Annotated in this window: 33 protein-coding genes; 24 read left to right on the top strand and 9 right to left on the bottom strand. The window is 47.1% G+C overall.

Annotation, left to right across the window (positions count from 1 at the left end; translation table 11 throughout):
* Positions 1–146: 146 nt before the first annotated feature.
* The 14 genes from N7U64_RS05135 (at position 147) to sstT (ending at position 10,020) form a co-directional block, all read left to right on the top strand.
* Positions 147–626 carry a hypothetical protein gene (locus N7U64_RS05135; protein WP_318928768.1) on the top strand — a complete coding sequence of 160 codons (480 nt, stop codon included), beginning with the start codon at positions 147–149 and terminating at the stop codon, positions 624–626.
* Positions 627–781: 155 nt separating this feature from the next.
* Positions 782–1,537, top strand: a complete 756-nt coding sequence (locus N7U64_RS05130) for a hypothetical protein (protein ID WP_318928767.1) — start codon at positions 782–784, stop codon at positions 1,535–1,537.
* Positions 1,538–1,619: 82 nt separating this feature from the next.
* Complete coding sequence (locus tag N7U64_RS05125; RefSeq protein ID WP_318928766.1) at positions 1,620–2,240, top strand: hypothetical protein; 621 nt, start codon at positions 1,620–1,622, stop codon at positions 2,238–2,240.
* Positions 2,241–2,285: 45 nt separating this feature from the next.
* Complete coding sequence (locus N7U64_RS05120; RefSeq protein ID WP_318928765.1) at positions 2,286–2,681, top strand: hypothetical protein; 396 nt, start codon at positions 2,286–2,288, stop codon at positions 2,679–2,681.
* Positions 2,682–3,045: 364 nt separating this feature from the next.
* Positions 3,046–3,258 (top strand): hypothetical protein, encoded by a 213-nt coding sequence (locus N7U64_RS05115; RefSeq protein WP_318928764.1) that lies wholly within the window; start codon positions 3,046–3,048, stop codon positions 3,256–3,258.
* Positions 3,259–3,409: 151 nt separating this feature from the next.
* The gene (locus N7U64_RS05110; RefSeq protein WP_318928763.1) at positions 3,410–4,036 is read left to right on the top strand and encodes a hypothetical protein; all 627 of its coding nucleotides are present in this window, start codon (positions 3,410–3,412) and stop codon (positions 4,034–4,036) included.
* Positions 4,026–4,709 (top strand): hypothetical protein, encoded by a 684-nt coding sequence (locus N7U64_RS05105; RefSeq protein WP_318928762.1) that lies wholly within the window; start codon positions 4,026–4,028, stop codon positions 4,707–4,709. The genes N7U64_RS05110 and N7U64_RS05105 overlap by 11 nt, the downstream gene beginning before the upstream one ends.
* A 127-nt stretch (positions 4,710–4,836) precedes the next feature.
* Positions 4,837–5,145: a hypothetical protein gene (locus tag N7U64_RS05100; protein WP_318928761.1), complete on the top strand. Its 309-nt coding sequence runs from the start codon at positions 4,837–4,839 to the stop codon at positions 5,143–5,145.
* Positions 5,146–5,163: 18 nt separating this feature from the next.
* Entirely contained in the window at positions 5,164–5,547 is a 384-nt protein-coding gene (locus tag N7U64_RS05095) for a hypothetical protein (RefSeq protein ID WP_318928760.1), read from the top strand.
* A 423-nt stretch (positions 5,548–5,970) separates the two neighbouring features.
* Positions 5,971–6,747 (top strand): ankyrin repeat domain-containing protein, encoded by a 777-nt coding sequence (locus N7U64_RS05090; RefSeq protein WP_318928759.1) that lies wholly within the window; start codon positions 5,971–5,973, stop codon positions 6,745–6,747.
* 16 nt (positions 6,748–6,763) lie between these two features.
* On the top strand, positions 6,764–6,997 hold the full coding sequence (locus N7U64_RS05085; protein ID WP_318928758.1) for a hypothetical protein: 234 nt from the start codon (positions 6,764–6,766) through the stop codon (positions 6,995–6,997).
* A 114-nt stretch (positions 6,998–7,111) separates the two neighbouring features.
* Positions 7,112–7,963, top strand: a complete 852-nt coding sequence (locus tag N7U64_RS05080) for a hypothetical protein (RefSeq protein ID WP_012370206.1) — start codon at positions 7,112–7,114, stop codon at positions 7,961–7,963.
* Between the two features lie 197 nt (positions 7,964–8,160).
* Positions 8,161–8,331, top strand: a complete 171-nt coding sequence (locus N7U64_RS05075; protein ID WP_318928757.1) for a DUF6440 family protein — start codon at positions 8,161–8,163, stop codon at positions 8,329–8,331.
* Between the two features lie 417 nt (positions 8,332–8,748).
* Complete coding sequence (gene sstT / locus N7U64_RS05070) at positions 8,749–10,020, top strand: serine/threonine transporter SstT (protein WP_214848625.1); 1,272 nt, start codon at positions 8,749–8,751, stop codon at positions 10,018–10,020.
* 128 nt (positions 10,021–10,148) lie between these two features.
* On the opposite strand, the gene N7U64_RS05065 is transcribed toward sstT, so the two are convergent.
* Positions 10,149–11,054 carry a TerC family protein gene (locus N7U64_RS05065; protein WP_214848626.1) on the bottom strand — a complete coding sequence of 302 codons (906 nt, stop codon included), beginning with the start codon at positions 11,052–11,054 and terminating at the stop codon, positions 10,149–10,151.
* 157 nt (positions 11,055–11,211) lie between these two features.
* Between N7U64_RS05065 and N7U64_RS05060 the strand changes: the two genes are divergently transcribed.
* Entirely contained in the window at positions 11,212–11,955 is a 744-nt protein-coding gene (locus N7U64_RS05060; protein ID WP_318928756.1) for a class I SAM-dependent methyltransferase, read from the top strand.
* 12 nt (positions 11,956–11,967) lie between these two features.
* Here the strand turns inward: N7U64_RS05060 and N7U64_RS15390 are convergent, their stop codons facing one another.
* Genes N7U64_RS15390 through N7U64_RS05050 form a run of 3 tightly spaced genes read right to left on the bottom strand, consistent with a single transcriptional unit; the run spans position 11,968 to position 13,452 of the window.
* Complete coding sequence (locus N7U64_RS15390) at positions 11,968–12,096, bottom strand: hypothetical protein (RefSeq protein ID WP_413230421.1); 129 nt, start codon at positions 12,094–12,096, stop codon at positions 11,968–11,970.
* Positions 12,059–12,247, bottom strand: coding sequence for a hypothetical protein (locus tag N7U64_RS05055; RefSeq protein ID WP_318928755.1), 189 nt, complete (start codon positions 12,245–12,247; stop codon positions 12,059–12,061). The genes N7U64_RS15390 and N7U64_RS05055 overlap by 38 nt, the downstream gene beginning before the upstream one ends.
* A 2-nt stretch (positions 12,248–12,249) precedes the next feature.
* Complete coding sequence (locus tag N7U64_RS05050) at positions 12,250–13,452, bottom strand: MFS transporter (RefSeq protein WP_318928754.1); 1,203 nt, start codon at positions 13,450–13,452, stop codon at positions 12,250–12,252.
* Between the two features lie 335 nt (positions 13,453–13,787).
* Here N7U64_RS05050 and N7U64_RS05045 point away from each other — a divergent pair, with 335 nt between their 5' ends.
* Positions 13,788–14,117 (top strand): winged helix-turn-helix transcriptional regulator, encoded by a 330-nt coding sequence (locus N7U64_RS05045; RefSeq protein WP_012370213.1) that lies wholly within the window; start codon positions 13,788–13,790, stop codon positions 14,115–14,117.
* Positions 14,118–14,185: 68 nt separating this feature from the next.
* Here the strand turns inward: N7U64_RS05045 and N7U64_RS05040 are convergent, their stop codons facing one another.
* Entirely contained in the window at positions 14,186–15,061 is an 876-nt protein-coding gene (locus N7U64_RS05040; RefSeq protein WP_318928753.1) for a LysR family transcriptional regulator, read from the bottom strand.
* 100 nt (positions 15,062–15,161) lie between these two features.
* On the opposite strand from N7U64_RS05040, the gene N7U64_RS05035 reads away from it, so the two are divergent.
* Together N7U64_RS05035 and N7U64_RS05030 are read left to right on the top strand one after the other, a co-directional pair.
* Positions 15,162–16,184 (top strand): ketopantoate reductase family protein, encoded by a 1,023-nt coding sequence (locus N7U64_RS05035; protein WP_318928752.1) that lies wholly within the window; start codon positions 15,162–15,164, stop codon positions 16,182–16,184.
* 13 nt (positions 16,185–16,197) lie between these two features.
* Positions 16,198–16,932, top strand: a complete 735-nt coding sequence (locus N7U64_RS05030) for an acetoacetate decarboxylase (protein WP_318928751.1) — start codon at positions 16,198–16,200, stop codon at positions 16,930–16,932.
* A 106-nt stretch (positions 16,933–17,038) separates the two neighbouring features.
* Here the strand turns inward: N7U64_RS05030 and N7U64_RS05025 are convergent, their stop codons facing one another.
* The 3 genes from N7U64_RS05025 to N7U64_RS05015 all read right to left on the bottom strand — a co-directional run bounded on the left by N7U64_RS05025 (position 17,039) and on the right by N7U64_RS05015 (position 19,119).
* A complete protein-coding gene (locus tag N7U64_RS05025; RefSeq protein ID WP_147269816.1) occupies positions 17,039–17,344 on the bottom strand; it encodes a hypothetical protein in 306 nt (101 codons plus the stop codon).
* A 247-nt stretch (positions 17,345–17,591) separates the two neighbouring features.
* Entirely contained in the window at positions 17,592–18,461 is an 870-nt protein-coding gene (locus N7U64_RS05020) for an AraC family transcriptional regulator (protein ID WP_318928750.1), read from the bottom strand.
* 145 nt (positions 18,462–18,606) lie between these two features.
* Positions 18,607–19,119, bottom strand: a complete 513-nt coding sequence (locus N7U64_RS05015) for a hypothetical protein (RefSeq protein ID WP_114595996.1) — start codon at positions 19,117–19,119, stop codon at positions 18,607–18,609.
* Positions 19,120–19,332: 213 nt separating this feature from the next.
* Here N7U64_RS05015 and N7U64_RS05010 point away from each other — a divergent pair, with 213 nt between their 5' ends.
* The 3 genes from N7U64_RS05010 to N7U64_RS05000 all read left to right on the top strand — a co-directional run bounded on the left by N7U64_RS05010 (position 19,333) and on the right by N7U64_RS05000 (position 23,690).
* Complete coding sequence (locus N7U64_RS05010; RefSeq protein WP_318928749.1) at positions 19,333–21,270, top strand: glycoside hydrolase family 3 protein; 1,938 nt, start codon at positions 19,333–19,335, stop codon at positions 21,268–21,270.
* Positions 21,271–21,410: 140 nt separating this feature from the next.
* Complete coding sequence (gene murQ, locus N7U64_RS05005; RefSeq protein WP_318928748.1) at positions 21,411–22,304, top strand: N-acetylmuramic acid 6-phosphate etherase; 894 nt, start codon at positions 21,411–21,413, stop codon at positions 22,302–22,304.
* 12 nt (positions 22,305–22,316) lie between these two features.
* Positions 22,317–23,690 (top strand): PTS transporter subunit EIIC, encoded by a 1,374-nt coding sequence (locus N7U64_RS05000; RefSeq protein ID WP_318928747.1) that lies wholly within the window; start codon positions 22,317–22,319, stop codon positions 23,688–23,690.
* Between the two features lie 84 nt (positions 23,691–23,774).
* On the opposite strand, the gene N7U64_RS04995 is transcribed toward N7U64_RS05000, so the two are convergent.
* The gene (locus N7U64_RS04995; RefSeq protein WP_318928746.1) at positions 23,775–24,263 is read right to left on the bottom strand and encodes a DUF4825 domain-containing protein; all 489 of its coding nucleotides are present in this window, start codon (positions 24,261–24,263) and stop codon (positions 23,775–23,777) included.
* Positions 24,264–24,390: 127 nt separating this feature from the next.
* Between N7U64_RS04995 and N7U64_RS04990 the strand changes: the two genes are divergently transcribed.
* The 3 genes from N7U64_RS04990 to N7U64_RS04980 are packed head-to-tail and all read left to right on the top strand — an operon-like array spanning position 24,391 to position 26,298.
* Positions 24,391–25,467 (top strand): DUF871 domain-containing protein, encoded by a 1,077-nt coding sequence (locus N7U64_RS04990; RefSeq protein WP_318928745.1) that lies wholly within the window; start codon positions 24,391–24,393, stop codon positions 25,465–25,467.
* Between the two features lie 50 nt (positions 25,468–25,517).
* Positions 25,518–25,769, top strand: coding sequence for a hypothetical protein (locus N7U64_RS04985; protein ID WP_318928744.1), 252 nt, complete (start codon positions 25,518–25,520; stop codon positions 25,767–25,769).
* A 22-nt stretch (positions 25,770–25,791) separates the two neighbouring features.
* On the top strand, positions 25,792–26,298 hold the full coding sequence (locus tag N7U64_RS04980; protein ID WP_318928743.1) for a DNA topology modulation protein: 507 nt from the start codon (positions 25,792–25,794) through the stop codon (positions 26,296–26,298).
* Positions 26,299–26,317: the final 19 nt, after the last annotated feature.

Raw genomic sequence — 26,317 nt, 5'->3', positions numbered from 1 at the left:
CCAGCGATTGAAAGCGTCTCACCTAAACTTGTTGAAGTATCAATTCAAGTAGAAGGTGAGATGTTTTAGTATCCATATCCGAAAACTTGATCACAGGATGTTAAAGAGCATTGAAAAGACGAGCTGATGAAAGGAGGACTATTTCCATGAAGACAACGTATTCCCGGGCAGAGCTTCTAAAACTCGACGACCCGTTTGAATATGAATCGGGTCTTCCGTTGAAGATCAGTGACCTGCCCTCATCCGTGATGGAAGAGGACATCTTGGACAGTAAAATGAAACTGCTTGAGAAGCTCGCAGAAGGTTACTCCTTGATCATTCAAAAACCGCGGATTCCAACTGAAAAGGTGTTTTCCGCGTTTCAACTGTTGGACGAAAATGAATTCATGAAGTTGTATGTGGTAGACGAAACAGCCTTTACTGAAGCATTGTGGGATCTTTTGTATGAGCGTGAATACGACCTTCACTGGGCTTTCTTTTTACTAAAAGAGAGGAAAGATGTCGTTTTCGAGTTGCCCTATTCGGGTGGAGAAACTCGCGCTCTGACTCTCTCAGGTCTGCACGCAAATACCCTGATTCATTTACGGCTTGAAGTAGACGAAAGCGTGACCTGTCGGTGGGATTGAATAGATAGAAAAATCTCAACGGTCATCCAAGGAAGAATTTAACGGTATGACCTGAGTAGTCGGACGATGCGATTGGTGAATGGGGTTTTGGGTTTGCAACGTACTAAGAAGAAAATTTTACAAATGAGGTAAGCCTAGAGTTAGGAGGGGCAAAAGTGGAATTTCAGAGTGGTGAATCGATTGATGTCTATCGGGAGCTGTTACCGCATGACGATTGGCAAGAGCTCGTCCGAATTCAAATGACTCAGCATAACTATCCTTTTGAAGTCAAGTTGTTGGAACGACCGGTGAAACAAAACCGCAATATCTACGATTTATCAGATTGGACGGTCTTGTCGCATGTCATTATGACAGATACTTCGCAACTGAAGACATTTCTAAATCAACTCGAAATCGAACAGATAGAGATGTCAGCCGAGTCGAAGACGATTCTCAGCATTCGGAAACAAGGGCAGGAAATTGTTCGTGTCACTAACGATAGTGTCTCGATGTATGGTGTCGTCTATGAGGAACTAAGCGAGTCGGGCACGGAGTACGAAAACTTTTTTGATGCTGTCTTACCATATGCGACGTTCCCGATTGAGGTCGTCTTTTGCGGCCGTGGCGTTTTAAATGATGAAGACTCGATCCATGCGATGACGTTGAACGATACGAATTGGCAAGCCGCCTTCGAAGATCGTTTGTTGCATTTGCTGAACCGAAAAGAAATCACTTCTGGATTCCTGCCAACGAATTACTCAAAGCCCTCTCAACAAACGCTCGAGAACTTCATGACAGAGTTCATGTTGTGCATGCCGTATAACTTTATTGTGACACGTGATGCAAATGGACGGTTTGGTATGCTCGATCATTTCTGTACCAATGGAAAGATTGCGCACTTCGGAAATTTACGTCATGGAAAACAAATTTAAGTACTATCTTCGACGAACTCTTTCCTGATAACGAGGTTACTCACTAGGCAGATGGATTGATTGAGAAAGAGGAGGGGAAATCATGCTGGATGTCTACTTTGAGAAGCATATGGATCACGCAAAAGTCATCAAAGACAGATACTTATATATTGATCAACCGGAACGTATCGACTTCATCTATTCGATGGATGGTATTCCGGATGATGAAAAAGGGGACTATCAAGGGGCCTCGAATCGAGTCTTGAAACAATTTCTGACGCGTCTTAATCGTTATCCAGTTTTCGTCACGTTCGGTGAAGTTTTTTCGGATGATGAGGTCGAACCGTTTTTTCAAAAGAACAACTTATCGTATACAAAGTTTCAACCAAACAAGCGCCCTTATTATAGCGTTCAAGTGAATCATGCGAGAGAGCTTGAGCTTTTGCCAGAAGAGACCTATTGGTATGGGGCTCAAAACGATTTTTACTTCCTGTCGTTTAAGAATCTCCTGACTTTTGAATCGAGAATAGTCAGGCGATGGTTCTTCAAAAGGGAAATGATTGTTCCTGTCGTTAACACGACGGAAGAAATGTTATTCATCAGAATCGAGCATGATTTCATGGGCTATTATCTGTTTTCGAATGAAGCCTGTTTTGATACAGAGGACAAGGCGAAAACATTCCTGCCTGAAGGTGACGGCATTGAATACTATGAGTATGAGTAAGGGAAATCAAAACCGGCAAATCTTAAAGAAAGGGGAGGCAAAAATATGTTTGGGATCAGTACGAGCTTAAAAGAAATTCCGGAAGAAGAAAAAGACATTCTCCGTTATCCAAGTCGTGTCCACATTTTTTTGATTCAAGACTTCTCCAGCGTTTCGGATCGTTGTGATTTGCTGATTCATCTTGATTCCTATGCTGATAAATTGTTTGTAGCAAGAGAAGTGAACGAGCTGATTGGAATCTGTGAACTGCTCATTCAACGGTATTGTACACCAAAGGAACCATGGTTATTGAATCAGGCACATTATTATCCAAACGAACCTTGGATGATCCATCAATCAGATGAGTTAATAATGGAACTACATCATTTTTTAGAGTTGCTCAAGCGAATGTGTATCGCGTCTGTGTACCAAAACGCGTTGATTTGTTTTTGGGGTGACTAATTAACGATTAATACAATTGAGGTGACAATATGAATAAATCAATATTAATAAGATCTTTCATCGTAGTATTTGTGATTAACATATTATTATGGATCATCATAAGATTTTCAATCGATGAGTTAGTTCCTGATAAACGCATTTTATCTGCCTTTTTCATGATAATCATTTGGTTAATATTTTTCTTGCCGGTCAAGAGACTGGATGTTTATAAGAATCAAACGATACCTTATTGGACATTTAACCTAGCTATGACGCTTGGTATGATTTTAATCACCATTATTTGTTTTTCTGTACTTATAGTAATATTCCCTTAAAAAAACTTTCTACCTAAGGAAATTGAATACATATCTTGGAGGAATCGTTCGTGATCTTACCATTCATCGGTCTTGCTGCCGGACTCTTTTTGCTGATGTTAGGAACGACTTCATCCGATGTAAGCATGCACACAAAACGCCGCTATCAGGACATGGAGACGGGGTCGATCATGTCGATTCATTTGTGCTTAGTCTCCTCTTATCAATTGGCGTCATCCTCTTTAGTTCATTATCCGTCAGACAATACGGTTATGTATGCTTAGCAGGAGGATTGCTTTTACTGTATGGTGTCAACGCAGTTTGGTAAGGAAAAGAGAAGAAACAGAAGGCTGGCATCATTCATCACAAAAGACTGAAGGTCTGGAAGGCAGTCTTGAACAATTCATACAGAGCAGTGTAAAGGGAGATACCAGCATGATTCAATTATTAAAACAAATCGACGATGAAGTCTATCACGTCGTCTATCACCAAGAAGGACGTACGTTGTTCGTCAGGGAAGGCGTTGCCCGGAAAGAACCGGCCCCGGATAGTGACGATATGATTGAAATTAACGAAGAGACGGCGACTGTCCGAATGCTTTTTAAAAATACGTTTGCCGCCTATCGTCAGAAAAAAGAATGGATGCGTCAAAAGATGGATGAAGGATATTTAAAATCACATTTACCCCAATCTGAGGCGATGGACTACCGTGCAGATCGGCGCAACATCAAACTGCGCCTCCTGAGTGCTCTATTACTCATGCTGTGCGGATTATCGACATTGACCGGTCTGTTACCGATCCCGGGATATATTCCGCTTGTGTTCTTATCTTTCTTTTATCCGATCTACATCGAAGGGAAAACAGCCCGTGCCCGTTTCTATCGTTGGTCGGGAGGCGTATTCTTTTTTATATTAGCCGGTTCATCAAAAGATTATTTAAAACCATTTAATCTTTCTGCCAACGGAACCGTCTGCCTCATCGCAGGGTTCATCCTCTTGCTGTACGCAACTCAACAACTGAAGGAACTGACAACGAAGGAGATCACGCCGCATGAAGGGTAAACAAGAATCACTGATTCAATTAAAACGAGAGATCAGCCAAACCGTCGATTACTGGGTCTGTTACCGGGTGGGGCGGACGCTTTATCAGGTCTCCGTCCAAGAGCAGCCGAACGGTGAAACGAACGAAGGAGAAGTCACGACAGAACGGTTCCCGTTCTATTTTGGCATGAAAAAGCAAATGCATCAGTTAGTGGAAGAAAAAGCAGCAATCGGCTTTCGACCGTTGACGGAGGCAGAACAGGCAGCGCACGTCATCGAAGCGCCGGAAGAACCAGCGCTTGATCCGGCCTTTTTTAAGCCGGCCATTCGTTTGGCGTGGCTGCTCCTTGGACTCGGGATCCTCCTGTTCGTTCTTCCTTACGAGAGGCTAAATAACTTTGCATTCGGTTTAGGACTGTACGTCTGGTATGAAACATTTAGTCAGGTTGGTCTGCCGAAATTTTTCCGACGATATTTTCACGGGATGTTTGGTGCGTTGATGATCTTGCAGGTCCTGTCCGCTTTTGAACTGGAGCGGGAAGTACAGCCATATTACGCCACTTTATCTGTTGTATCAGCAGTTATGTTGGTATTACTTGTCGTGCAGCATCATTTGAAAAAAACGGATCAAATCGGACAAGGTAAACGTGTCAGTAGACGGAAAATAACAGAGTATCCGGATTTCGAAGAGTGAAACTGAAAATCCCATGCACTCAACTTTTGGAAGACTTGTGGGTGTAACAATCCTGTAAAATAGAGGTGGCACATTAACCGGCACGATTCATGAACTGAATCAGTCTATCGAAAAAGGGAGCGATATCATGGACGTACAACGGAATTCTGATTTCATCTTTGAGCTTTTGTTGGTCATCTGGGCAATAGGAGCAATTGTTGTCATCACTAGTCAAGCTCGGAACACGAAAAGCCTAAAAGAAAGTCTGTTGAGAGGAACAGTCATCAACTTCATCTATACACTGGTCATCTCCCTAATGTGGTTTTATGAAGTGGCGATTGATGGAGTCAGTCAGGTTCTGGTCGTTTATTTCTTCGGTGGTATCTTTCTGATTCTTGAGGCTCTTCTCCTGATTGTTCTCTTGCTGGTTAAACGTAAAAAACAAACGAACTTTTAACACGTAAAGGAGTTAAGCATGAATCGATACATCTGGGTCACCCATGCCGCTACACAACTGTCCATGCTCGATATGAGACGACGGGCGATTTCAATGTTAGGGAAACACGTCGTGCGTCTGGAAGAGCCGAGAGCAGTATCGAGTATGCTGCTACATATCGGTATGCTGTATCTGGAACTAGGTGAAGAACAAGAAGCGAGCCAATACTTTGTAGAAGGATTGACGATTGTCGAAGCGATGGAACTTGAATATGCTCCACAATTTTTAACTATTTTACAAGTCATTCAACGACAAGAGACACCGATGGTTGCAGACTACTGGATTCAAAACTTTACGGATCGGATTGCAAATCATCCGAAGTTCAAGCGGACGATTGCTGGTCATGTGTTTTCAAACAAATGAAATCATAAAGTGGAGCGTCACGCGTTATGTACGCTATTTTCGATGTATCTAATATACGATAAAAATCTGTTAATGATGGAACGCTTTTTGACGCGACTTGCAAAAAAGAAGGGCACGATGTAAGTCGTCTCCTTCTTTTTCTATACATTAAGTTAAAGTGTCAAACGTCAGTCGATAGTTTAAATATCAACTCCGACTAATTTAAGAACCGCAACGATTACGATGATAGATAACACGAATGAACCGGCATAAGCCAATTGCTTTTTCATTGGCCATGTCCCTCCCTCTGTGTTTCGACATTAAAGTTGCTTGGGCCAAGTGTGTACTCAAACGTTTCTTGTTCATACGTTTATAGTGACATGAGTAATTTTAATTGTCGATAATATCCAAATTAAAAAAGTCTCGTTGAAAGGGGAGCGGAAGATGCCTGGGAAATCTATTCAAGATCATGCTTTTTTCGGAAATATCAAAAAGGTGAAGACATGTATCGAGCGCGGAGATGATTTGAATGCGCTCGATGAAGAAGGATCTGCCGCACTGCACTGGGCAGTCGAGGAAGGGTATGACGAAATCGTCACGCTGTTGCTTGATCATGGGGCGGACATCAACCAACACGATAAAGATGGTCTGACACCGTTGCATCTCGCCTTGTATGAAAAGCAGGGTGAAATCGCGATCCAACTGATTGACCGCGGCGCTGGCCTTGATTTTGACGGGGACGGCTTTACGGCACTGCATTTTATCGCTGCCCGTTCCGGGAACAAACGGGTTCTCCGGCGACTACTGGAAGACCGGACACATGTGAATTGGCAGACAGATGATGGAAAAGGGCATACGCCGCTACATTATGCGGCTCAAGAAGGAAAGACAAAGAAAATTCGTATACTGGTGGAGGCGGGGGCCGATGTCAACCGGATTGAAATGAACGGCTTCGCACCGCTCCATCTGGCGGCCGGGGAAGGGCATGTCAAAGCGGTACAGGCATTGTTGACAGCAGGAGCCGACATGGAAGTCGAAAATCCGTTAAATGAGAACAATACCCCGTTGATGCTTGCGAGTCAGTACGGCTGGACCGAAATCACCAAATTATTGTTGGAGCATGGTGCAGATCGACAGCATCCAGACACGGAAGGGAGAACGGCACTCGACTTTGCCATCAAGCATCGTTATCCGGAAATCGTAGCCTTATTACAAACTTGAGCAGGAGGAAATCGACGTGAAGAAATGGATTGGGGTCTTGATTATCGTCCAGACGGTTTTGTTTAGTATGCTGATCATTCAACTCAACAAAATGACGGAGACGATTGCGGCTGTGGGATCAATGATTGTTACGAAAGAAGGGGATCTTGCCTGGGGAGGAGGACTACCGACAACGGATTATGTCCTGTTCGGAATCTTACTTGTTTTAGGTATTTATCTCATCATTCCGGAAGATAAAATAAAGTGGTAACACGAGTGAATTCTGTTCAACAACGGCATCCGGACATGATAAACTGAAATTATGGAATATATTTACTTATTTCCTTATGTAAAACATAATCCACATAAAAAAGGACGTGAACGTATGAAAAAAGTAACGGTTCGTAAAGCAATGGCGAGTACGCTTGTAACGGCTCTTGTATTGACGGGAGTCGGAGTAAACAGCAATGTAGCGGACGCTTCGACCAAGACGACGCAAGTCGCGAAGAAAAAATTCGACTACAAAAAGTATCGCGCCAAACAAACGAAAGTCGTAGCATCGTACGGCAGCACACTCTTCCATATGGGGAATCTGGGCGGAATCAAAGTACCGGACTACATCACGGATTCTGTGTACCGCGCCAAAGTGGAAGCGTATAACAAAAAATCAAAACAGTATATGACGGACCGGAAGAAGGCACGAAAAGAAGCGGAAGCCTTGAAAAAGCTGATTAAAGAAGTGAACACGCAGAAGGAAAGAAAGGCTGCGGACAAACGGATTGATACTTTGAAAAAAGAAACGATTCGTTTGACGAAGGCGGAAAAGGTGTTGACCAAAGAAGGACAGGCTCTTTATAAAGTGATTGTTGACTACGAAAATAAGCAAATCAAGTTATTTGAAGGTCAGTACGGATCGATTACAAAAGCTTTAACCGTACTCGACTATAAGGACTACGCCAATCGTTTGAAAATCTACCTGGATGCCAATAACTTCAGTGCAGACGAGAAAATCGAAATCATGGATCAAGTATATGATCGGCTTTTGTATGCTCGTGAAGACTCATCAGAAATCGTCGGAGACAAACGCGGTGCAATCAGACTGCTGGTTTACGCCGGTAAATTTGAAGAAGCAAATCAACTGTTTGTGAATACAAAAGAAACGATCCTGGTTGAAGAAAACGCGAAATTAGATGCGTTATACACAAAAATTATTGAAGTCTACATGACGGAAAAGTAACAACAGAATTGGTTTACAATGCACAGCATCCTTTTCGGATGCTGTTATTGTTTTACTTTGAGCTCTATTCTGTTGGGTCGCAGAAGACAGGAATTTGAAGATGACGTTAGAGATACAGCGTTTGAATATTGATAAGCTCGAAGTTCCCGGGAAAATATATGTCTTGATTAAAAAATGAAGCAAGGAGTGTGCGCGGAATGAAAAAACGTTTTACTGTAAAAGCCAAACAACATCTGAGCGGGGGAATCATTAAAATCATCGTTGATACAGAAACCGGTGTGAATTATATAATGACGAGCGGTCTTGGCCTCAGTGGGATGACGCCTTTATTAGATAAAGAAGGAAATGTAGTTGTTGATAGAAATTAAAGTAATCTACATATTAAACTTCGCCTGAGACATTTCTGATAATTAAAGAAGACGATTCCTGTATTGAATGAGGAATCGTCTTTTTGTATTTCGCTAAAATCGATCAGTTTTGATCGTACCTCGAATAATCCTTTTTGATTCTATTTCGTAAGAGAAAGTTCCTTGAAACGCACTTCCTGTTCTTAATAATGCAATCGATTGCATACCTATTCTTTTAACACCTAGTCTTAAACGAATCGGATTTCTTGCAAAAAACTAGTTTTTATTTCACGGGATTTATGTAAAAATAGAACACAACAAACTGAGAGAATTTTTAGAAAAGTAAACGAGTAAACTATCTGTCTTTTGGATAGGAGAGAGAATCGTTATTTTTCAAATTCTAAATAACTTATTCGTTTTGAACCTGGAGGGGAACGTATGAAAGTTTTGAAGATGTGGAACCAAATCAGTTTAGTGAAACAAATTGCAGTCGGTTTGATTATTGGTATTATTTTAGCTGTATCGATTCCTGAAGCTGCCCAGTCCATCACCATCTTTGGAACACTGTTTGTTTCCGCGCTGAAGGCCGTTGCGCCGGTCTTAGTATTCTTCCTGGTCATGGCAGCAATCGTCCAGCATAAAAAGGGACAACAGACGAACATGAAGTCGATTGTCTTCCTGTATCTCCTCGGGACGTTCTTGGCGGGAGCCGTTGCTGTCGTATTCAGTTTCCTGTTCCCTGTCAACATCGCGCTGACGGAGAGTACGGAGAAATTAGCTGCGCCGGGTAATGCGATTGAAGTCATCCGGACACTCGTCTTGAATATGGTGGACAATCCGGTCAATGCGTTAGTCCAAGGCAATTACATCGGGATCTTAACGTGGGCCATCGTATTGGGCTTAGCGCTGAAAAATGCTTCCGATTCAACGAAAACGTTCATTTCAAATTTTTCGGATGCGATCGCGAAGATGGTCGGGTGGATCATTAAACTCGCACCACTCGGAATCATGGGGATTGTCATTGAGTCGATTACGAAAAACGGTCTCGGATCCCTTCTCAACTATGGTCAATTGCTTGTCCTGTTAATCGGGACGATGTTGTTTGTTGCGCTTGTCGTCAATCCACTGATCGTTTTCATCAACGTTCGTCAAAATCCGTATCCGCTCGTCTTTAAATGTATCCGTGAGAGCGGAATTACAGCCTTCTTCACACGGAGTTCGGCTGCCAATATTCCGGTTAACATGGAGCTGTGTAAAAAACTTGGTCTCGATAAAGAGACGTATGCGATTTCGATTCCGCTTGGCGCGACCGTCAACATGGCAGGGGCGGCCGTAACGATTTCCGTCCTGACACTTGCTGCGGTCAATACGCTTAACATCCCGGTCGATCTTCCGACTGCCATCATCTTAAGTGTCTTGGCTGCTGTCTGTGCCTGTGGAGCTTCCGGTGTCGCCGGTGGATCTCTCCTGTTGATTCCGCTTGCCTGCAGTTTGTTCGGAATTCCGAATGAGATCGCGATGCAAGTCATCGCTGTCGGATTCATCATCAGTGTCTTACAAGACTCGTTTGAAACAGGACTCAACTCTTCAACGGATGTACTGTTTACAGCGACAGCTGAATTTAAAAAACGGTTAAAAGACGGCGAACAACTGTCAATCAATCGGCCAATCATGGCGGAAGAACCAACTGAACAAGTCGTCAACAGCTGATTTGCGTTGATGAGATCATGAAAAAGATGAAAGACATCCCGTAAGAAGAGATGTCTATCATCTTTTTTGTCGTCATGGATGGAACGGAAAACAAGGAGAGAATCATGTGATTCCCTCCTTGCCTGAAGTTACTTTTGTGTTTTTGTCTTTTTAAAGCTGTAAATGACACTGATCAGGATGACAAGGACGATTGTTCCAAGTGACATCCAGATTGGCATTTTGTAGACATCGCTGAAAATCATCTTCGCTCCGATGAAGACGAGCATGAAGCTGAGACCGTGTTTCAAGTAGTAGAAGCGGTCAATCAGGTTCGCGAGGACGAAGTAGAGACTGCGGAGTCCGAGAATCGCCATGATGTTCGCGTAGAAGATGATGAACGGATCACGCGAGTAGGCAAAGCTTGCTGCGACCGAGTCGACGGCGAAGACGATATCCGAGACTTCGATGAAGATCAACGCGATTAACAGTGGTGTAAAGAACAATTTACCGTTGATTCGCTGTGTAAATTTACCGGACGAGATGTCTTGTGTGATTGGCAAGCGTTTCTCCAGCCAACGGATCGTTTTGTTTTCTTCAAGCGACGTTTCCTGACCGATGTTCTTAAACATCATGTAACCCGTGTAGACAAGGAATGCCCCGAAGATGTAGTACACCCATGCGAAGTTCTCAAGAAGCGATACTCCGGCGACGATGAAGATGACGCGGAAGAGAATGGCACCGAGAATTCCCCAGAACAAGACTTTGTGCTGGTACTTCAACGGAATCGCGAAGTACGCAAAGACGAGTGAGAAGACGAAGACGTTATCAATCGCGAGTGCCTTCTCGATGAAATAAACGCTCGTGTATTCAATGGCAGCGTCACTGCCTTGTGCGTAGAACAACCAACCGCCAAAGGCGACGGCGAGTCCGATCCAGACGAACGTCCACGTCCAGGCTTCGCGGAGCGAGACCTCATGGGCTTTCCTGTGAAACACGCCAAGGTCCAATGCGAGCATGATGAAGACGATCGCTAAAAATACAATCAATAGTGTCAACAGCGCTTCCTCCTTTTAAATACTATCCTGTTTATATTTTGATTATAAGTTCATAAGAACTCAAAGTAAAGCGGCAAGTGTGCTGTTTTTCTTTAAAAATACAGTTGGACACTTTTTTGCCTTAAAATAGAGTCAGACTGAAAAGGAGCTAAAAAATGTGAAAAAATCCAGTGAACGCAACAAAACGGCCTGGGAATACCGGGCCTACGAATTTTGGAATCAGCGTGACGGGTCACCGGTGGACAAGGCAAAAAAAATCATGGCCGACCCGAGGGCAAGCCTGAAGAAACATCAGAACTATTTTGAAGAAGTTGTCGGAAAACGAATTGCCAATCTCTGCGGATCAAACGGACGTAAGGCTGTTCCACTGGCACTGCTTGGAGCGGACGTCACGGTCTTCGATATCTCGGAAGAAAACCGCCGCTATGCCCTTGAACTTGCCGCCTGTACCGGGACAGAAATTGAATATGTCGTCGGCGATATTTATGAGATCGATTTGCATACCTATCAGCACCAAATCGATGTCCTGTATCTTGAAGGCGGGATATTGCATTATTTTCATGACCTGGAGGCATTCACGGCGATTTTGTTTGCCTTGCTCAAACCGGGCGGGAAACTGATTTTGAGTGATTATCATCCGATCAAACATTGTATTCATGAAGACAAGTACATCCCGCACTATTTCGATCAGAATACATATGAAGAAAACATTGCGTATCAATCCCATTTTGATCCGGCTGAACAAGCTGACTTTCCGAAGGTGCTATTGCTGCATTATACGATGAGTGAAATCGTGAACACCGTCATCAGAAGCGGCTTCACGCTCGTGCAACTGGACGAACATCGGGGGTGGAAGGGCGAAAACATCCCGTGGGAATTCACGCTTGTCGCGACAAGATAAAACCCAGCGTCCTCATGGATGCTGGGTTTGTTCGGCGATGGCTTGAAAAATCGGGTGCAAACTTTTACCTGTTGGCGTCAGTTGATAGACGGCTTCCGGTCGTTCAATGACTCCCCGTTGTGTAAGATGAGTCAGACACACGGTCAACTCTCGCCGTGAATGCTTGGGTCCGGTTGATGACAACTGGTCGATGGAACAAGGAAGTCTGCAATAATTGAGTGATGATGTGCATCTCATGCACCGTTCCGAGCATCCGGACGGTGTAGTCAAGTGCACGCATATCCGTCGGCATGATTATAGACGTTCAAGACGACGGGAGACGGCAGTCAGGATGACGGCGAGGATGACCATGATCCCGCCGACCCACGGTGTGTGGACAAGTCCGATCGTGTCAGCAACGAGTCCGCCGATGGTTGCCCCAAGCGCAATCCCGATATTAAAGGCGGAGATGTTCAACGCGGAAGCGACATCAACCGCTGCCGGGACGTATTTTTCCGCCAGCTGAACGATATACAGCTGCAGACCTGGGACATTCATGAAAGCAAGCAGTCCCATCAGGATGATGCCGATGATGCCGGCGACTTTAAACGGAATCATGAAGGACAGGGCAATCATGACAATCGCGTGCAGAATGAACATATAGAACAACGCTTTGATCGGATTTCCGTTGGCGAGTTTTCCGCCGACCGTGTTGCCGATGGCGACCGCAATGCCGTAGACAAGCAGGATGATACTGATCAGACTTGGACTGATGTGGGTGACGTCCTGCATGATCGGCGTCAAGTAGGTGAAGGCGACGAACGTTCCACCGTACCCGAGGGCGGTGATCAGGAAACCGAGCATTAAACGACCGTTCGTCAACAGTTTGAACATGTCGGAAAACTTCGCCGGCGGTGATTGTTTCAAGTCTTTTGGAATCAGGAAAAAGCTCGCGATGATGGCGATGACGCCGAGTGCGGCAACGGCAAAAAACGTCGCACGCCAGCCGAATGATTGACCGATGAATGTGCCGAGCGGGACGCCGGTTACGGTCGCAACCGTCAGACCGGTGAACATCAAAGCGATGGCACTGGCTTTTTTATGTTCCGGTACGAGCTGAACGGCGATCGTTGCGCCAATCGAGAAGAAGACACCGTGCGAAAACGCGGTGATGAACCGGGCGACGATCAACAGTTCGAAAGTGGGTGCGATGGCTGATACGAGATTTCCGGCGATAAAGACGACCATCAACGCCATCAGTAATGTTTTCCGGTTCATCCGGTTCGTCAGGGCAGTCAAGATCGGTGCACCGACGGCGACACCGATTGCGTAACCGGAAATGATCAGTCCGGCCAGAGTGATGCCGATATTTAAGTCACCGGCGATCGCAGCGAGCAGACCGACCGGGACAAATTCCGTTGTTCCGATACCAAAGGCGCTGATAGCAAGTGCGAGCAGGGCGAAGCGGCCGTTTTGCGGGACCTGTTCCTGTTCAGCACGCGGGTTTAATTGATTCATGATAATTCCTCCTGGATAAATGAGCTAAAGTGAGATAGTGCAACCATGCTCCGAACGACCGGGCCCGGATCGTTTTTCAAACAGGGACACTTCTGCGTGATCCCATCATAGAGCGGCATTGTTTTTTATGGAAGTACGTACTTTTAAGTGCGATAGGCACTAAAAAGTACCCTACCATCACCAATTAAAGCAATGGACGAAGGTGGCTTGTACTTTCCGTTAACAGTTGTTATCATAAACCCATCAAATCTACTTGAGAAGTACGCACTTTCAAGTGCGATAGGTACTAAAAAGTACCTGTCCCACCGTACTTCGTAACGAAAGGAAGAATCAGCATGGCCTACAATATTCCGGTCGAAGCGACGCTACAAGTCATCGGAGGCAAATGGAAAGTCGTCATCATGTGTCATCTCATTAAAGGCGAACGCCGGACAAGCGAATTGAAAAAGCTGATGCCGAACATCACGCAAAAAATGTTGACGCAACAACTGCGTGAACTCGAACAGGACGGTGTCATCATCCGGACCGTCTACGAACAGGTTCCGCCGAAAGTCATCTATTCGTTATCGGATTACGGTTGGTCGTTGCGCCCGATTTTAGATGCGATGTGTGCCTGGGGTGAAGGGCACATCGATTTAACCGGTGAGGAAGTTGTATCTTCTTAAAGCGAACTATCATACTGCACAGCAAAACGACCGCCTGTCATCAGGACGGTCGTTTTTTCGGGTATCCGTTATTTAACGAAGGAAGCAGCTTCGCGGAGGAAGAACTGTTTAATGGCATCGTAAACAATCTGCTGTTCTTCGGTCAGACCGCGGCTCAAGCGTGACAAATAGATGTTCGAGACGATCGTCAGGTTATCCTTGGCGACGAACGGAAGCTTCAGTTCCTGGCAGACGGAAACGGGAACGAAGCTGAAATACCGTTGCTGACGCAGGGCGACCTGCAGGGAAACGTCATCAATGTAACGAATCGAATCCGCGTATAAACTGAATTCCGTCATCTTTAATTTGATGAAACTGTTGTAATCCTTATTGTGTGACGGGAACAGGAACGATTTTGCCGTCTCGTTGTCATAAAGCACACGCATTACTTCCTGCTCCGTATAATGATCGGGGTAAGTCAAAACAATCTCTTCTTCGATGACCGGTTCACTCGTGACTTCGGGATGTTTGATTTCCATAAAGCTGATCGAGAAATGGATTTCATCGGTCAAAAGTTGCGACAGGATTTCACGGTTCGACAAAATCTCTGTATTGAACAGCGTCGCTGACGGGTTAACCAAAAATTCCGCCAGCAGAATCTGAATAAAGCGACCGTGTGAACTGGCGAGGCTGATCGTCACGTCCTGTTCCGGATTAGACAGCCGCTCTTTGACGAGTGCGAGTTCATTTTCGATTTTTTCGACGGACTGCAACAGGATCCGTCCCTGATTCGTCAAGGTGATCGTCCGACCGTTCCGGTTAAATAATTCGGTATCCAATTCCCGTTCGAGTTTTTTGATCGTCATGCTGAGTGCCGGCTGACTGATGAACAGACGTTTCGCGGCATGAGTAAAATTCAGTTCTTCTGCGACGGTTCTGAAATAATGTAAATGAAGCAATTCCACCTCTCACACCTCCTATAAGTAATCGTTTATAGTAGTATACATCATTATATATTTTTGTTTATGTGGAAACCGGTATATGCTGAGTGCAGAGGTGATGGAAATGAATATCGCAATTTATGGAGCAGGATCACTCGGTACCATCATGGGTGCGTATTTGAGTGAAACATATCCTGTCGTTGACTTGATTGACACGAACAAAGAACATGTCGCGCGACTAAACGAGAACGGGGCACACGTCGTCGGACCCGATATGACGCAACGCGTCACGGCTTTTCTGCCGGAAGAGATTACGAAAACGTATGATATCGTATTGTTGCTGACGAAACAGCTCTACAATCCGCAAGTCTTACCGGCGGTCAAAGCGATTTTAAAAGAAGACGGCATCCTCGTTTCCTTGCAAAACGGAGTACCGGAAGAAATCATCCGCCAGCATATTCCGAGCGAACAGATTATCGCGGGATCCGTGGAGTTCGGGGCGACGTATGTCGGACCGGGACAATCCCGCCTGACAACAGATTACGCGTTCTTCAAAAAATATGCGTTGCAAATCGGCGAACTCGACGGGGCGACGACAGACCGGATCGTTCGGTTAAAAGAAGTCCTCGATACGATCGGCGGAACGGAAATTTCCGATAACCTGCCGGGCACGAAATGGTCGAAACTGATCATCAACAGTGCGTTCAGCGGATTGTCTGCCGCCTGTAACGCGACGTATGGTGACGTGCTCGACCATCCGGTCCTGTTGCGGGCCGCGATTCACGCGATGAAGGAAGTCCTTGATGTCGGTCAGGCGCACGGAATCGAATTTGCCCGGATGGGAGAAGTGGACTTCACGGTCTACAGCGAACTCAGTGACATCGACCAAAAGATGATTGAACTGCCGCAACTGATGAACAGCTCGCGGAATCTTGAAGCGAGCATGTTGCAGGACTTACGGAAACATCAGCCGACGGAAATCGACTACATTAACGGTGTCGTCACGATGTACGGGGAAACGTACGGCATTCCGACTCCGGTCAATTCAATGATTCAAGCACTCGTCCGAAATGCACAGGACAAACAGGAAGTAACCGACTTTGAACAAAGTGTCGAGCAGTTCAAGGCACTTCTCGCCGTCAAATAAGGGGGATGAGCAGATGAAAAAAGAGGATGTCCAGAATATCGTCGCGACACCGGTCAACGCACCGGTCTTTCCGGCGGTCGATATTTTCTTCCGGAACCGCGAATACATGAATATCGTTTATGAAACGGACCTGGAGCAATTGCGGGCCGTTGTACCGGAACCGCTTGAGCTGATCGGCAACCAGATCAAGTTCGAAGTCATCAATATGCCGGACAGTACGGGACTCGGATCGTATCTGGAATGCGGTCATGTCATCCCGGTCCGGTACAACGGGGAAGTCGGGGAGTTCTACCTGTCGATGTACGTCAATAACCAGGCGGCCATCGCTTCCGGGCGTGAAGTTGCCTCGTTCCCGAAAAAATACGGTTCGCCGAAGCTGTTTTTAGACAACGACGTTCTCGTCGGAACTCTCGATTATCATTCGCTTCGTGTCGCCCAGGCGACGATGGGCTACAAATACTATCCGGTCAAGGAAGAAGAGGCGAAAGCGATCATCGGGACACCGCAATTCATGCTGAAACAGCATCGCGGCTATGAAGGGGAGCTGATTATCTCTGAATTAACGCGCAGTCAAATCACGGATATTCAGGTGAAGGAAGCCTACCGTGGACCGGCCCGTTTGGAATTGTTCCAGCATGTCATGGCACCGCTGGCCGATTTCCCAGTCGGAAAAATCATTGATGCCCAACACATCATCGCCGATTTACGGCTTGGCGGTCCGAAGAAGATTTTTGATTATATGAAGTGAAGTGACGAGACGGGAAGCCGTATCTTCCTGAATCGCGATGAACTAAAAGGCCGCATCCGGGTGATGCGGTCTTTTGACGTATTATCACTTGTCGAGTGTGTCTCTTTCAGCGCAGTCCGATGAAGGTAACGAACAATCCGACGGTAAGCGTAAAGGCAAGCATGGCATTCTGGTACCAGCCACGAGGGAAAAAATCGACGAGAAACAACAGCAGAAACAAGGTGGAGACAATCAAACGTGCGTCGCGCGTTTGAGGACGGAGCGATTTCCAGTGGATCAACAGTAACAAGGAGGCCGAAGGAGCAACGATATAGGAAATTACAAAAAACAGAAAGCGTTTTAAGTAGAACGGTAATCGTTCAACGGTGCGGCACGGGAAGTCTTTATGGGGACGTTGCCTTGGCTGATCCATCTCGTATTCGGCGGAATGTTACTGCTGATTTTTTTTGATTGGATCACGCATGGTGTTAAAGCATAAAGAACGCTCGATCATGCATGGAAAATGGTTCTTGCACAGTACAAATCATGATTACATTAATAAGAACTATCACAAATGAATTCTGATAAACGAAACACCCCGCGCCAACAGTATCGATGGCACGGGATGTTTTGTAAAATAATAAATGAAAACTACGGGCAGCCGTTGTCCGCAAGGTGAATTAAGACGTCGTTTTTTCCTTGACCGCGACCCAAACTTCGCTGTAAACGTTCAGGGAATCATCCTTGTGAATCGTGAATGAGATACTTGGAAAGTCGACGAGTTCATAGCCTGAAGTGGGTAGCCACTCTGCATAGGTTTTTGCCATCGTCTCTTGAAGCGTTTGTGGAAACGGACCGGTGTTTGGAAAAACGGCCCACAGACTGTCCTCAATCGTAATTTGCTCTAAATCTCCGTAAGGATTTTGTCTACTCGTCGCAAAACCAATCATATGAGTCAAACTTCCTTGTTCCTCTAGATAACCCTCATCAAAATCAAACGAGACATTCAAGGCGGTTTCCGGATATAGATCGGCTAATTGGTGCATTTCTTGGCGTTGCTGTGGCGTAATCGATTGAGCTAACTCCACAATGGAGTGATTGACGCCCTCGAACTGAATCGGAACACGTTTGGAGACGCCGACGACATGAAACTGACTTTTTCGTTCAATTTTAAACTCCATGGAAACTCCTCCTTTAATATCAATATAAAAAGTAAAACGGGGAAAAGATTTTTGAATTTTATTTTTAATGACTTCTGAAGGTAGGAAACCAGACCACTCACGAAAGGCACGTGAGAATCCTTCAATCGATTGATAGCCGTATTCGTAAGCGACTTCGGTAACCGAATGCTGATTGACGAGATTGAGGTTCGCCTGCGAAAGACGTCTGTTTCTGATATATTCGTTTAGTGTCATGCCGGACATATACGAAAACATTCGTCTGAAATGGTATTCGGAAACTCCAGTAATTCGGACAATGTCCGTTCCTGAAAGTTCCTCGGTCAGATGGTGTTCAATATGGTCCATGAGTTGGTTCAGTTCTTTTAACATCGTCATTCCTCCTTTCTTGATATCAGTGTAGAGGATTCAAAATAAACGAACTTGACGATTTTTGGACGGATGATGTCGGATGGTGATTGAATCGAACAGTAAAGAAAAGACTTCATTCATTATCAAGATATATGAGACCAGTGAATTAAAGCGGATATAAGTGGTGATCTCGTCGTTCAATGACGAGGATCTGATCAGCGGTTTCTACCGGCACATCGTCAAATTCATCATAGTTTCGCTGTTCATATGAACGGATCTGATAATGCTCCAATCCATCGATGGTTTGCAGATAGTCCGGCAATCTTTCGGTCGGTTCCGTTAAAGTTGGATTAGTAAACGGAAAATTATCGTCGTTTGGATTGTGTGTATGAATGTAGACGGCGTCCAATCCTGCATCTAGCCGGGACAGTTCAATCCAAAGCTGATACGGTTGTCCCCACTCCTTGAGTGCGGCATCGAGCTCATTCATCAGCTGAAACAGTGCCCGGACATGTGCTTTTCGAATTTTGAGGTGATCATTTCCACGTCCATAAAAATCAAGGTGGACATGCCAAAAATCAAACCAGCTGTCAGAACTGAAATCTAAGGCATGGGCCGAGATGTGTTGTTCGGCCTGAAGTTGTCGAAAGTAGCGGCGTTTGCCACGGAATTTTTTCATGGGATAGGTGTCTCCTTGCAGGGAATGATGTTCTATTCATTATACAGGAGTCATCATCACACAAAATAAATAAAAACAATAAAGAAATTTTATTTCAAAATGTTTACGCTTTCAAATAAAACATTGTTTCTGAATGTCGGGCTTGTTATACTAACGGGGAACACGGGGAAGTAGCAATCATGCAGGGGTCAAAACAAAAGGGGAGCTGAGTATATGGGACAGAAACTCAACTGGACGGCGACACTCGGATTGACGACGGCGTTACTTGCCGCGTCATTGCCGATGCACCCGGTCGCGGCCGAGACACCATCCGTTACACAACGGGTTGACGCGCAACTGGAACAGATGACGCTTGAGCAAAAGATCGGTCAAATGATCATGCCGGATTTCCGGTTATGGAACGGGGTTAATCATACGCAACTGGCACCGGAAGTCGGACGGATCATCGACCGGTTTGATTTAGGTGGTGTCATCCTGTTTGCGGAAAATGTCAGCGAGACGGAACAGACGACGAAACTCGTCCATGATTTGCAGGAAGTCGTCGAGCAGGATCCGAGCAACGATATCCCGTTGTTCGTGACGATTGACCAGGAAGGCGGCATCGTCACACGACTCGGTACGGGGACCAATTTACCGGGCAACATGGCACTCGGGGCGACTCGCAGTCCGGCTTACGCAAAAGCGGCAGGGGGAATCATCGGCTCCGAATTGCATGCACTCGGCATCAACGTCAACTTTGGTCCGGTCCTGGACGTCAACAATAATCCGGGCAATCCCGTCATCGGAGTCCGGTCGTTTTCAAGTGATCCGAACCTGGTTGGGGAACTGGGCTCGGCCATGACGCAAGGCATTCAGCAGCAAGGAGTCGCTGCGACGGCGAAACACTTCCCGGGACACGGCGATACGGCAGTCGACTCGCATTACGGCTTACCGGTCGTCGACAAATCGCTGGCTGAACTGAAACAGCTGGAACTGATTCCGTTTAAACGGGCAATTGACGAAGGAATCGACATGGTCATGACGGGACACATCGGCATGCCGCAGATTGAGGATGAGGTCGTCGAGTCCAAACAAGGGACGTTCCCGCTACCGGCGACGTTATCGGATGACGTCATTACCGGTGTCTTACGGGAAGAGCTCGGCTATCAGGGACTTGTCGTCACCGATGCCTTAAACATGCAGGCGATTGCCGACAACTTTACGGAGTCGGAAGCCGTCATCAAGACGTTTAAAGCCGGTGTCGATATCGCGTTGATGCCGACGATTTTAAGATCTGCGAACGACGTGACGAAACTGGAGTCGATTTTTGACGACGTGATCGAAGCCGTCGAAAGCGGTGACTTAAAAGAAGCGGACATCGATCGTTCCGTCGAGCGGATTCTGACGCTCAAAGCGACACGCGGCATCTGGAAGGAAACAATTGATCCGGTGACGCTTGAGGAACAACTGGTTGAGGCGAAGGCTGTCGTCGGCAGTCCCGAACATAAGGCGCTTGAGCGGCAGATGACGGAAGCGGCAGTCACGCTCGTCAGAAATGATCGCAAGACATTACCGTTCAAGCCGAAAAAAGGGCAGACCGTCCTCGTCCTGTCACCGACAAAAGACCAGACGGACAGTATGGTCAAGACGATCCGGTCGCTTGAGAAAAATGCCGGCAATCTGAAGCGGGTGAACGTGCTGACGGAAAATTACGGAGCCTCGACGCCGCATCTCAATCAAAATCCGGCACTTCAGGAGAAAATCAATCAAGCCGATTATCTGATTGTTGGCTCGAACGTCAACAACAGTGCGAAGCTCGGAGCATCTTCCGCGGATCATTATGTGCCGGCGGAAGTCTTCCATCAGGCTAACCGAACAGGAAAGAAATCCGTCCTGCTCAGTCTGCGGAATCCGTATGATGTCGCCGTACAACCGGACGCTGATGCCCAACTGCTCGTTTACGGCTTCAAAGGGGATCCGAACGGACCGGATTCGGAAGCGGGAAACACAAAATCAGCCGGACCGAATTTACCGGCAGGAATCCGCGCCATTTTTGGTGAATTCGTACCACAAGGGAAATTGCCGGTCGATGTGCCGAAGTTTAAGGACGGTACGTTCCAAACCGATTTGTACCGGGAGTTCGGGGACGGATTCCGCAATTGGAATAAGTAACAGGCTCGTTTGAGGGAGTCCAATCGACGCGGTTGGGCTTTCCCTATTGACTTCTTTTGCAATTTTATTTCTATTAAATCAATTTATTTTTGAATTAATGTTTCGTTATGTTCAGGATAAAAAGGAGCTGTGGAGAGAGGATGAAAATCATGTTAGAGAAATTGGCGACAGAACGCCGGAATCAACGAACGATGGAGCTTGACGATATGACGGTCGAGGAGATCTTGACGGTGATGAACGAGGAGGATCAGTCTGTCGCAGGTGTGATTCGACAGGAAATCCCGGTCATCCAGCAAGTCGTCGCGCAAGTCATTCAATCGTTTCAAGCGGGCGGACGCCTGATTTACATCGGAGCCGGAACGAGCGGCCGCCTCGGTGTGCTCGACGCGGCAGAATGTGTGCCGACATTTGGTGTCTCACCAAAGATGGTCGTCGGTTTGATTGCCGGAGGCGAACGGGCGCTCATCAAGGCCGTTGAAGGGGCGGAAGACAGCAAAACGCTTGCTGTCGAAGATTTACAGGCGCTCAAAGTAAACGCAAACGATACCGTCATCGGCATCGCCGCAAGCGGCCGGACCCCTTACGTGATCGGCGGTCTCGATTACGCCCGTGAAATCGGCGCGGCGACAGCTGCGTTGTCCTGCAATAAAGACGCCGTCATCAGCCAGCACGCCGACCTCCGGATCGAAGTCGAAACCGGACCGGAAGTCTTGACCGGCTCGACCCGGCTCAAAGCCGGAACGGCACAAAAGCTCGTCCTGAACATGATTTCAACGGCAGCGATGATCGGCATCGGAAAAGTCTATCAAAACCTGATGGTCGATGTTCAATCGACGAATGAAAAGCTTGAAATCCGGGCCAAACGGATGATCGTGGAAGCGACAGGGGTTGATCTTGAGACAGCCGCGCGTTATTTCACATCGGCGAATGGTCACGTCAAGACGGCGATCGTCATGATTTTAGCGGATGTTTCGTATACTGAGGCGGTCGAACGATTACAGCGTGCGCACGGGTTCGTCCGCGACGCGCTCTAAGGGGGGATTCAGATGAAGAAGGAAGAAGTATTGGCGGAAGGAATACTGGAACATGTCGGCGGAAAAGACAATCTCCGCCAGCTGGCCCACTGTATGACACGCGTCCGGTTGGCGCTGAAGGATCCGACGAAAGCGGACATCCAGGCACTCAAACAACTGGACGGCGTCATGGGCGTCATCGATGACGAGACCCTGCAAATCGTCGTCGGACCGGGAACGGTCAACCGGGTCGCGGATCATTTAAGCCGGAAAACGGGGCTTGCCATCGGGGAAGAGTCGGTCGATGAGAATCTGACGTTTGAGGAGCGGGCCGCCATCGAACGGCAAAAAGTGAAGGACAAACAAAAATCACCGTTCAAACGCTTTTTACGGCGCTTAGGAAATATCTTCATCCCGCTCATTCCGGGACTGGTCGCGTCGGGAATTATCAATGGAGCGGCGAACTTTGTGAAAAACGCCGGAGTCGATGCGACGGAAACGTGGATGCAGATTTTATTACTGATCGGCAGCACCGTCTTTGCCTACTTAGCGATTCTCGTCGGGTGGAACACGGCGAAGGAATTCGGTGGCACACCGGTCCTTGGGGCGATTGCCGGGGGAATCTTATTTAATCCGTTGCTCGTCGATATCGTCATTTACGGCGAACCGCTTGTCGTCGGGCGGGGAGGGTTGTTTGGGGTCATCTTCGCCGCCTGGTTGATGACATATCTCGAAAAACACATCCGCCGATTCATGCCGGTCTCGATTGATATCATCTTTACCCCACTCTTGACGGTCCTGATCGTCGGATTTACAGCACTTTATGCCATCATGCCGGTCGCCGGTGTCCTGTCTGACGGGATCATGAAAGCAATCAACGTGATTCTCGAAGTCGGCGGACCACTCGCCGGTGCCGTCCTCGCCGGATTTTTCCTGCCGCTCGTCATGGTCGGACTGCATCACGGTTTGACACCGATTCATCTCGAACTGCTCAACACCGTCGGCAATACGGCCCTCTTGCCAATCCTTGCGATGGCGGGAGCCGGACAAGTCGGTGCCGCACTGGCGATTTTCGTCAAGACACGCAATCAACGATTGCGCAACATCATCAAGGGTGCGATTCCGGTCGGTTTCCTCGGAATCGGCGAACCGTTGTTGTACGGGGTCACGTTACCGCTCGGTCGTCCCTTCCTGACAGCCTGTATGGGAGCGGCAGTCGGCGGGGCCTTCCAGGCGACGATGAAGACAGCAGCGCTTGGCGTCGGCGTGTCCGGTCTGTCGTTGACACCGTTGATTGATAACGGGATGTACCTGACGTATATCGGCGGGCTTGTCATCTCGTACGTCTTCGGATTCCTGTTTACCTTCTGGTTTGGATTCAAGGAAGAAATGGCAGACGGAATTTAACGTCGGCACAAGAACCGCACACAACAAAAAGATGGAAGATCACGTGACGGTGATGTTCCATCTTTTTTTGACGCGTTGCCGGCATCAGTCAGTCAAAACCTGATTGATGTTCATTTCCGACTTCAACTGGTGTTGAAGCAACTGTTTTACGTCCTGTTCCTGTGTGATCGTACTGAGAGCTTGACCGTACCACTGGTCGAGCTGATTCCGTGTCACGGTATACTTATAGTCCGGGAATGTAAAGGTGATCCGGTCGACATTATCGACGAGGACAAACAGATAAGTGGCATTAAACAGAACCGTTTCTTTGATTTCCTGTTCGATGTTTTCTGTCTCGATGTCCTTGTAAGTCAAATGAATGCCGTATGGTGTTTGTTTCGTTTGCAGGGCAATCTGCCGTAATTCCTGGTGGTGGGCTAATTCCTTGACGATATTCGTGACGGCACTGTTATTGCCGACTACGGAATGTTTATAGTGGAACAAATCCGTTTTCGAATCAGCATGCTGGCTGTAGACGTTCCATACCAGCACGAGACATGCGACGGACAGGAACGGGATGAAGATACGTTTCATTTTATTTTCCCCCTTATGTAATACACATTCATGGTATCATAGTTCAGGTGGAATCTCCTAAAAAATGTGAATTTTAAACATTCGTGTCATTTTTTTCGTGTTAGGCAATTAAAAAGGAGTGATTCAAATGAAAGGACTGGCCGTTTATTTGAGTAAAGCATTGACGGATGAGGTGAAAGTAACCATCGGACAGATGCGGTCACTCGGCTTTACCTCGATCTTTACTTCGTTACATATCCCGGAAGATGACCCGGCATTATATACAGAGCGGTTGCGAACTTTAGGCGAATTGGCAAGAGAACTCGAGATGGAGCTTGTCGCGGATATCGCTCCGACTTCGCTTGCTGCGCTCGGCAAGACATGGGATGATGCCGGAACGTTAACCGGGTGGGGCGTGACCGGACTACGGATTGATTACGGAGTGACGCCGAAACAGGTCGCGAATTTGTCAAAACAGATGATGATCGCCTTGAACGCCAGTACAGTAACAGCGGAAGAACTCGACGCGATGAAAGCAGAGGGGCTGGTACTTGAGCACGTCGAAGCATGGCATAACTTTTACCCTCGACCGGAAACCGGGCTCGACCGGAACTGGTTCGACGACAAAAACTGGTGGCTCCATCAACAAGGAATCCGTGTTCAGGCCTTCATCCCGGGTGACGGGCAACTGCGTGGTCCGCTTTACGAAACGTTACCGACGCTCGAGGATCACCGCGGACAATCACCGTTGGCCTGTTATCTGGAGCTTGAAGTATCCGTCGACCGGATACTGGTCGGGGACCCGGGCTTGTCGGAAAGCTCGATGCATCAGTTTGCCGCCTATCAGGAGGGAATTATTGTTCTCCGGGCAACGGGACAAGGCGAAGATCCGATGTTAGAAACCATCCAGACAAACCGGATGGATCCGGCACGCGATGTCATCCGTTCGGTCGAGTCACGTGCCTACGGCCGAACGGGCGACGGACTTCTCGAACCTACAACTCTAGCCGATCGACCTGTTGGATCGATTACGATCGATAATCTGCGTTACGGCAGGTATGCGGGGGAACTGCAGATCACAAAACGGGATCTTGCGGCAGACGAACGGGTCAATGTCATCGGACGCGTGATCGAAGCCGATCGACCGTTGCTACAACAAATTGGTCCCGGCGGACGATTCCGAATTGAGTGGGTCAAGGCGGAAGTCGCTAACAATTCTATGTAATTGAATCATAAATAATGAAAAAATGATTTACATAGAGAAGGAGGGATAGTATGAAGGAGCAGCTCTTTTTAAAATTGAAAAATGGAAACCTCTATTCGGTGGACGCTTTTGCTGATTTAAATATGTTCATGGAAGCAATTGATGGATTTTTAGAACATCATCAGACGGCTGAACATTATACGACACCATTTTTCAGACTTTCCGTTAACGGTGGTAATGTACTGGCGTTTCAAATAAACGAATTGCTTTCTGTTTATATGGAACGATACGCGAAAGAAGACGAGCCGGTAAATGACGTGTAAGGAAAGAAAGGGGGGACACGAAATGAAAAAGATTATGTTGATCGGCTCCGGCGGATCGGGTAAGTCGACGCTTGCGAGACAACTCGGTCAACGGCTCGGAATCCGTGTCCACCACCTCGACAGCTTATTGTGGCGGGCCGACTGGCAGGCAGTACCGCGCGCAGAACAACAACAGATTCAAACGGACTTGATCAGCCGGGATGACTGGATCATCGACGGAAATTACGGCGGGACGATGGATATTCGGCTCAACGCAGCGGATACGATCATCTTTCTTGATTTGCCGCGAACGACCTGTGTCTACCGGATTCTGAAACGGTCAATCCGGTACCGGCATCAGGCACGACCGGATATGGCAGCCGGGTGTCCGGAAAAAATCGATGTTGCTTTTTTGAAGTGGGTGTGGCGTTATCCGGATGAACAGCGGCCGGGCATTCAAGCAAGACTCGCACAAGTGACAGCGACGAAGACAATTGTCGTGTTAAAATCACGGAAAGAAGTCCGGCGGTTCATCGACAATATCGCTTAATCCAGGAATAGACAAAGCA

Origin of the sequence: Exiguobacterium sp. K1 (assembly GCF_033721435.1) — a bacterium.
Taxonomy (GTDB): Bacteria; Bacillota; Bacilli; order Exiguobacteriales; family Exiguobacteriaceae; genus Exiguobacterium_A; species Exiguobacterium_A artemiae.
The sequence above is the reverse complement of the archived record's forward strand: the minus strand, read 5'-3'. Positions and strand labels throughout refer to the sequence as shown.

Coding starts and splice junctions, on each gene's coding strand:
- N7U64_RS05120 (WP_318928765.1), top strand. CDS start 2,286: ATGTTTGGGATCAGTACGAGCTTAAAAGAAATTCCGGAAGAAGAAAAA.
- N7U64_RS04995 (WP_318928746.1), bottom strand. CDS start 24,263: ATGAAACGTATCTTCATCCCGTTCCTGTCCGTCGCATGTCTCGTGCTG.
- N7U64_RS05125 (WP_318928766.1), top strand. CDS start 1,620: ATGCTGGATGTCTACTTTGAGAAGCATATGGATCACGCAAAAGTCATC.
- N7U64_RS05010 (WP_318928749.1), top strand. CDS start 19,333: ATGGGACAGAAACTCAACTGGACGGCGACACTCGGATTGACGACGGCG.
- N7U64_RS05075 (WP_318928757.1), top strand. CDS start 8,161: ATGAAAAAACGTTTTACTGTAAAAGCCAAACAACATCTGAGCGGGGGA.
- sstT (WP_214848625.1), top strand. CDS start 8,749: ATGAAAGTTTTGAAGATGTGGAACCAAATCAGTTTAGTGAAACAAATT.
- N7U64_RS05105 (WP_318928762.1), top strand. CDS start 4,026: ATGAAGGGTAAACAAGAATCACTGATTCAATTAAAACGAGAGATCAGC.
- N7U64_RS05080 (WP_012370206.1), top strand. CDS start 7,112: ATGAAAAAAGTAACGGTTCGTAAAGCAATGGCGAGTACGCTTGTAACG.
- N7U64_RS04980 (WP_318928743.1), top strand. CDS start 25,792: ATGAAAAAGATTATGTTGATCGGCTCCGGCGGATCGGGTAAGTCGACG.
- N7U64_RS05100 (WP_318928761.1), top strand. CDS start 4,837: ATGGACGTACAACGGAATTCTGATTTCATCTTTGAGCTTTTGTTGGTC.
- N7U64_RS05015 (WP_114595996.1), bottom strand. CDS start 19,119: ATGAAAAAATTCCGTGGCAAACGCCGCTACTTTCGACAACTTCAGGCC.
- N7U64_RS05030 (WP_318928751.1), top strand. CDS start 16,198: ATGAAAAAAGAGGATGTCCAGAATATCGTCGCGACACCGGTCAACGCA.
- N7U64_RS05135 (WP_318928768.1), top strand. CDS start 147: ATGAAGACAACGTATTCCCGGGCAGAGCTTCTAAAACTCGACGACCCG.
- N7U64_RS04990 (WP_318928745.1), top strand. CDS start 24,391: ATGAAAGGACTGGCCGTTTATTTGAGTAAAGCATTGACGGATGAGGTG.
- murQ (WP_318928748.1), top strand. CDS start 21,411: ATGAAAATCATGTTAGAGAAATTGGCGACAGAACGCCGGAATCAACGA.
- N7U64_RS04985 (WP_318928744.1), top strand. CDS start 25,518: ATGAAGGAGCAGCTCTTTTTAAAATTGAAAAATGGAAACCTCTATTCG.
- N7U64_RS05110 (WP_318928763.1), top strand. CDS start 3,410: ATGATTCAATTATTAAAACAAATCGACGATGAAGTCTATCACGTCGTC.
- N7U64_RS05095 (WP_318928760.1), top strand. CDS start 5,164: ATGAATCGATACATCTGGGTCACCCATGCCGCTACACAACTGTCCATG.
- N7U64_RS05045 (WP_012370213.1), top strand. CDS start 13,788: ATGGCCTACAATATTCCGGTCGAAGCGACGCTACAAGTCATCGGAGGC.
- N7U64_RS05090 (WP_318928759.1), top strand. CDS start 5,971: ATGCCTGGGAAATCTATTCAAGATCATGCTTTTTTCGGAAATATCAAA.
- N7U64_RS05025 (WP_147269816.1), bottom strand. CDS start 17,344: ATGGATCAGCCAAGGCAACGTCCCCATAAAGACTTCCCGTGCCGCACC.
- N7U64_RS05000 (WP_318928747.1), top strand. CDS start 22,317: ATGAAGAAGGAAGAAGTATTGGCGGAAGGAATACTGGAACATGTCGGC.
- N7U64_RS05050 (WP_318928754.1), bottom strand. CDS start 13,452: ATGAATCAATTAAACCCGCGTGCTGAACAGGAACAGGTCCCGCAAAAC.
- N7U64_RS05055 (WP_318928755.1), bottom strand. CDS start 12,247: ATGCCGACGGATATGCGTGCACTTGACTACACCGTCCGGATGCTCGGA.
- N7U64_RS05020 (WP_318928750.1), bottom strand. CDS start 18,461: ATGTTAAAAGAACTGAACCAACTCATGGACCATATTGAACACCATCTG.
- N7U64_RS05035 (WP_318928752.1), top strand. CDS start 15,162: ATGAATATCGCAATTTATGGAGCAGGATCACTCGGTACCATCATGGGT.